Source organism: Mycobacterium sp., assembly GCF_049281135.1.
Lineage (GTDB): Bacteria > Actinomycetota > Actinomycetes > Mycobacteriales > Mycobacteriaceae > Mycobacterium.
Genome location: NZ_JBAPRN010000300.1, coordinates 1 through 5,295, shown reverse-complemented (window position 1 = coordinate 5,295; position 5,295 = coordinate 1). Strand labels below are relative to the sequence as shown.

Sequence of the window (5,295 nt, the reverse complement as noted above, 5' to 3'; positions counted from 1 at the left end):
GTTGTGCGTCCTCGAAGAGTTCCAGTGCTCGAACCGTCCAAAACAGCCCCACGGCTGGGTTCGCGTAGGAGTCGTAGGTGGCCCCGTTGACGGTGCCCGCGGCGGGGTCCCACGTGACGCCGAAGTTCTGCAAGAAATCCGCGACCCAGTTATCGAAGAAGTAGTCGAGCTTGGGGTCGTGGGCAGTAATGATGTTGTTGATGCCGAACTGATTCAAGATGTTCTGCAACCACTGCGGAAGCCCCAGCGGATTATCACCGGAAAGCTGATCGTAGATGCTTTTGTCTGCCGAGGTCAGCGCAGATTTCGCGATTGGCGGCGCCGCCGTGGTGGTCGGCGTCGACGCCAACGCCGCGCTGGACACCGCTTGATACGTGCTCATCGTGGTAGCCGCCTGAACCCACATCCGCACATAGTCGGCCTCATTGAGCGTGATCGGAATCGTGTTGATGCCAAAGAAATTCGTCGCCGTCAACACGCCGTGAATCACGTGGTTGGCGGCCAACTCGGGCAGCGTCGGCATCGCCGCCAGCGCGCCGGTGTATGCCGCGGCCGTGGTCTCATGCTGCGTAGCCGCGGCGGCACTGTCGGCGCTGGCCTGCGTCAACCAGGCCAAGTACGGGACGAACGCGGCCACGAATTCCTCTGCGCTCGGCCCCTGCCAGGCACCAGTCTGCACATCAGCCAGTACCGTGCTGAGTTCCTCGGCCACCGCGGTGTATTCGGCGCTCAGCGAGTTGTACGCCCCTGCTGCCGACAACAACGAGCCGGGCCCGGGGCCACTGCTCAACAACGCCGAATGCACCTCGGGCGGTGCGGCCATCCAGACAGGCGCCGTCATTCGTCAGTAGCCCACAATGTGATACGACGACGCCGCCGCCGCATCACGGGCCGCGTAGCGGGCGCCCGATTCGCCCACCCCGACACCGGCGCGACCAAGCTCTTCCGCGCCTTGGGCCACCACCGCTGAATGTTCGCTGCCACGAACGCTGAAGCCGGCCGCATTTTGCAGCGACACCGGATCCGCGGCGGGAGGCGCCACAACGGTGATCAGCGGCGCCGCGCCGGCATTGGCAGCAGCCAGACGGGCGGTCAACGCGTCGATTGCCGCACTGGCACCGGCGAGTCCTTCGGGAATGACACGCAACGTCATGGCAACTGCTCCTCGGTCATGGGCCGATGCCCGAGATGAATATGATTTTCATTAACAGTGATACCACACGGGCGCACGTTTAGAAACTCGAAGGCCGCGTGTCGGGAGGTGAGTCCGGTCAGCCGCCCCCGGGATGCAACGCGAGCGCGCGATAGCCGGGCTGCGCGAATCGCTCGGCGGCCTCCCGTATCTCGTCGGTCACCCGTCGATGCTCCGGGACATCTCCCGAAAAGACCCGAGGCACTGACTCTTTCGAGTAAAACCGGGCCTCGTCGGTCATCCGCGCAACTGCAGCAGCGTCAACTTCAAGCCCGAAATGCGGGGCTACGCGTTGCCAAATCGCGTCAGGCAGTTCGGTGTGGTCGATGCAGAGCCGCGCGGCCGGCTCGGCCGCCACCGCCGCCTCCAGCATTGAGCCGATGGCATGGGCAGCGAACGTGGCGCGTGTCATTGCCGGAACCGCCGCCGGATCAAGGCCGAAACGTTGGTTAGCCTGCTGAGGCCAGCTCTGGAACCGCAGCCAGCCAGGCGGTTCGGCGAGCAATGAGGCCAGCACGCGAGCAGGGTCGCGCTGGACCCAGATCCATGGTGTGCCGGGAAAGGCGGCTGCCAGAATCGCACTGTGCCGGATATTCCAGCTCGTGCATTTGAGCACCAACTGCCGTTCGTCACCGTGCCGTCGTCTGCCCAGCGCCCGGACCAGGAGCCGCACGATCTGGACCAGTGCAGGCTGGTTGACCCGACCGGGCTCGAGCGCGAGAAGCGAATTCAGCGGCGAGGGCTCGGCGAGGACGACAACGCCCGGAAGTGTGCCCAGTAGCCGGGAAACAAGCGTGGATCCGCAGCGCGACATGTGAAAAACCATGCCTGCAGGCTCCAGCGACGGCTCGCTGTCGAGAGCAATCAAGGCATCAAGCCCGGTCCGAACGAGCTGCGATGCTCGTGGGCCGGACGCCCAGCGGGCGGCGGTCTGGTCGAAGAACGGCTCGACGAACCGTTCTTCGGAGAGGTTGGCCCAGTCGACCGCCGGGACCGGACCGGAAAAATCCAGTCTGACTGGCGTCCAACGGGCCAGGTCGGCGATCTCCATCAGTCGCCCGGAAGCCGGACCAGGAACCCGTTCGCGATCAGGGTTCGGGCCAGTTCGGTCTGCTGCACTTCAGACAGCCCCGGGAGCTCGCAAACCCGAAAGGGCTCAGTGTTTTTGGAGACAAATCGCAGCGCCTCGCTATGGTCGGGAGCAGAGCTGACCACGAGTTGGGCAAAGTGCAGCGCAACGCCGTCGGATGTTTCGGTCACACGCGAAAAGAGCGGTTGGTACTTCACCACTCGGACCTGACCATCGATCCCGATGGCATTCGTAATCGCCTGTCCGACGGGCGGGCTTTGGCCACGCCTGACGAGGTCGTCGGCGAGCGAACCGAGGCCCGCGGAAATGGCACTCGGCTGTTCAAGGGCTTCGACGACGTCGCGGACACGATCGCCCAGCGTGGCCCGCACGTCAGCGTCGTCCAGATACCGCGGCGGCAGGTGGGTGTGGACGCGGTCGTCGGAGTTGCCCAGCGAGTTGAGCGCTCGGGTGACGAGCAGCAGCAGCGTGGGCGCGAGGACGCCAACGGTCAGATGGACCGATACCTCCGAGGCCGATTCGGCGGCGTGAACGCGGCCGCCCGGCACATAGAGAACGTCGCCGACTTCCAGGCGCACGTCGGTGGGCGACGGGAGGGCGTCGGCGGCAACCGGCTCATGACGCAACGCCGCAACCGGTGCGACATCGATACCGTCGTACAGGTGCCAGATCTTGGATCCCGAAAGCTGAAGTATCAACACGTCGTGTTCGTCGTAATGCGCGACGAAGCCTCGGGATTCGGGCGGTGTGAAGTAGGCGTTGACCTGGGTGGCGAAGTTCAGTTCGACCTCGATAGCGTGCAACAGCGACGCGATCGCGCGCACATATCGATGAATACTTTCCAGAACGATCGTGTAGCCGTCGGCGAAATCGTGGCCGATTGCCGGCACATCGAAAGCGCCATCGCTACGCCGGTAGTGGTAGGGCTCTTTTTTGTCGTCCTGGCGGACCAGCCGTACCAGGGACAAATCCGGCCGGAACAATCCCAGCAGCTGATCGACGGATGCCGAGCCGCCGAACAAGGGGTCGAAATATCCCGGCGAGCTTCGGCTGACGTGGTAGTGGGTCTGGCCCCATATCTCGGCGAGGAAGGTCTCGACCGTCAGCGGCGCCAGCAACCAGCCCAGCGACGTTCCGGGATCGTCGCCCGATGAGCGCTGCGGCATTCAGTCATGCTCTCCATCTGCCCCCCGATTAGGCAACCGGACGAGAAAACCACTCACGAGGAGCGTGCGGGCGAGATCCGTCTGCTGTCGGGGGCGCAGACCGGGTAGATCGCTGACGTGAAACGGCTCGGTGCTCGCAGAGACGAATCGCAGCGCCGCTCGGTGGTCGGAGTCGGCGTTGATCGACAAGCTGGCGAACTCCAGGGTGACGCCGTTGTCGGTGGTCTTCACTTGCGAATAGAGCGGTTGGAACTTCACCACCCGGGTTTGCCCGTCGATCGCGTTGGCGTTTGCAATCTTCCCGACTGGTGGGCATCGGCCGCGCCGGACCAAGGTGTCTGCCAGCAAGCCGAGACCGCCGGTCATCGCGCCCGGATCCTCAACCGTTCCAACAGCTTCCCGTAACAGGCGCCGCAACGTCGCATGCAGGTCCGCATCGTCCAGATGCCGCGCCGGCAGACGGGAATTCAGACGATCATCGAGGAAGCTCTGCGAGTACAGCGCCCCGATGGCAAGCATGAGCACGGTAGGTGCGTGGATACCGACGGTCAGATGGATGGATTGCTCTGACGCGGTCTCGGCCTCGTGAACGCGGCCGCGTGGCACGTACAGCACGTCACCGGCCGCTAGGCGAACGTCAGTTGGCGCCGGGAGACTTTCAACAGCAACCGCCTTTTCGTTGTCGCGCTGGAGCTCGCGTGGCGGACGGTCGGCGCCGACGTACAAATGCCAGATTTTGGAGCCCTGGACCTGCAAGACCAGCACATCGTGGTCGTCGTAGTGGGGAGCCAGCCCCCTTTGCCCTGGCGGAGTGATGTAGGTGTTCACCTGTATCGGGAAGTTCAGCTCGACCTCGATCGAGCGAGCCAACGTCCCCACCGTGCGTACATATTGCTCGACGCCGTCCAAAACGATCGTGTAGCCATCGGCGAAGTCCTTGCGGATAACAACGAGATCGAGGCTGCCATCAGCGAGTTGGTAATTGTCGGAACCCTTTTTGTCCCTTCCCATCACCAGCCTTACTGCCGATGGCTCGCGGCGAAACAGCTCCAGCAGCTCGTCAATCGTCGACGGCCCGGGCAGCAGAGCATCGAAAAAGCCCGGGCAGCCTCGCTTTACGTGGTGATGGTCCCTGCCCCATATCTCGTCAAGAAAATTCTCGACCGACAGCGGCGCAAGCAACCCGGCGAGCGAGAACTCGGCGCTAACGCCCGACAAGCGTTGCTGCATCAGCCGTGCTTTCCGCCTTCTGCCGCCCTCGTCGGCCTGGTCTGACTTCCAGGTTGTCACGTCCCCCGTCCGGTGCGGAGATGACTATGATTTTCATTAATAACTACCACACGATCGTGAACTCGGAAACGTGTAGCCGATCAGATGGCGACCAACTCAACACTGCGCGTTAGGCACGCGATAGCCCGGCTCGGCGAAACGCCCAGCGGCCTACCGCATTTGATCGGTCGCCGGGCGAAGCTCCGGAACATCGCCCGCGAGGACGCGCGATGCTGGATCCTTGGAGTAGAACCGAGACTCCTCGATCATTCGTTCAATGGCCGCGTATTCCCTTCTCGATCCGTCTTAGTTCTGCTCTTGCCCGTCCGCAGGCTCGCCCTCGGGACCCCACGTCCCCGGCAGCATCGGCATCCTCGGGCCTGCGCCAAACTCATCACCGGAAAGCGTCGCCAACCCGGCCGCCTGCGCACTGCCCTTCGCCACCGTCCCGGCAAACCCCAGCGGCCCCGCCCCCTGATCCGACGCCGCCGTCGCGCCACCAGCGGGCGCGCCCCAGTCCGGATCGACCTCGACGTTGATATCCATATATTCGTCGCCGTAACCGCGCAGCGTGGCCC

5 protein-coding genes and 1 pseudogene are annotated in these 5,295 nt (G+C 63.9%); all 6 read right to left on the bottom strand.

All coding sequences use genetic code 11. The features are described 5' to 3' along the window. A partial coding sequence (locus WAN02_RS12235) for a PPE family protein (RefSeq protein WP_422264435.1) occupies positions 1–841 on the bottom strand: 841 nt, incomplete at its 3' end. A gap of 3 nt (positions 842–844) precedes the next feature. Beyond that, positions 845–1,153, bottom strand: coding sequence for a PE family protein (locus WAN02_RS12230; protein WP_422264434.1), 309 nt, complete (start codon positions 1,151–1,153; stop codon positions 845–847). A gap of 118 nt (positions 1,154–1,271) precedes the next feature. Further along, positions 1,272–2,243, bottom strand: a complete 972-nt coding sequence (locus WAN02_RS12225; RefSeq protein ID WP_422264433.1) for a hypothetical protein — start codon at positions 2,241–2,243, stop codon at positions 1,272–1,274. Next, positions 2,243–3,448, bottom strand: coding sequence for a cupin domain-containing protein (locus WAN02_RS12220; protein ID WP_422264432.1), 1,206 nt, complete (start codon positions 3,446–3,448; stop codon positions 2,243–2,245). Before WAN02_RS12220 ends, WAN02_RS12225 begins: the two co-directional genes overlap by 1 nt. Further along, positions 3,449–4,678 (bottom strand): cupin domain-containing protein, encoded by a 1,230-nt coding sequence (locus WAN02_RS12215; protein WP_422264431.1) that lies wholly within the window; start codon positions 4,676–4,678, stop codon positions 3,449–3,451. It lies immediately after the preceding gene. A 345-nt stretch (positions 4,679–5,023) separates the two neighbouring features. Further along, positions 5,024–5,295, bottom strand: a pseudogene (locus WAN02_RS12210) (hypothetical protein); the annotation flags it as partial.

Bases quoted from the DNA above. Each gene is read 5' to 3' on its own strand.
- WAN02_RS12230 (WP_422264434.1), bottom strand. From the start codon at position 1,153: ATGACGTTGCGTGTCATTCCCGAAGGACTCGCCGGTGCCAGTGCGGCA.
- WAN02_RS12225 (WP_422264433.1), bottom strand. From the start codon at position 2,243: ATGGAGATCGCCGACCTGGCCCGTTGGACGCCAGTCAGACTGGATTTT.
- WAN02_RS12220 (WP_422264432.1), bottom strand. From the start codon at position 3,448: ATGCCGCAGCGCTCATCGGGCGACGATCCCGGAACGTCGCTGGGCTGG.
- WAN02_RS12215 (WP_422264431.1), bottom strand. From the start codon at position 4,678: ATGCAGCAACGCTTGTCGGGCGTTAGCGCCGAGTTCTCGCTCGCCGGG.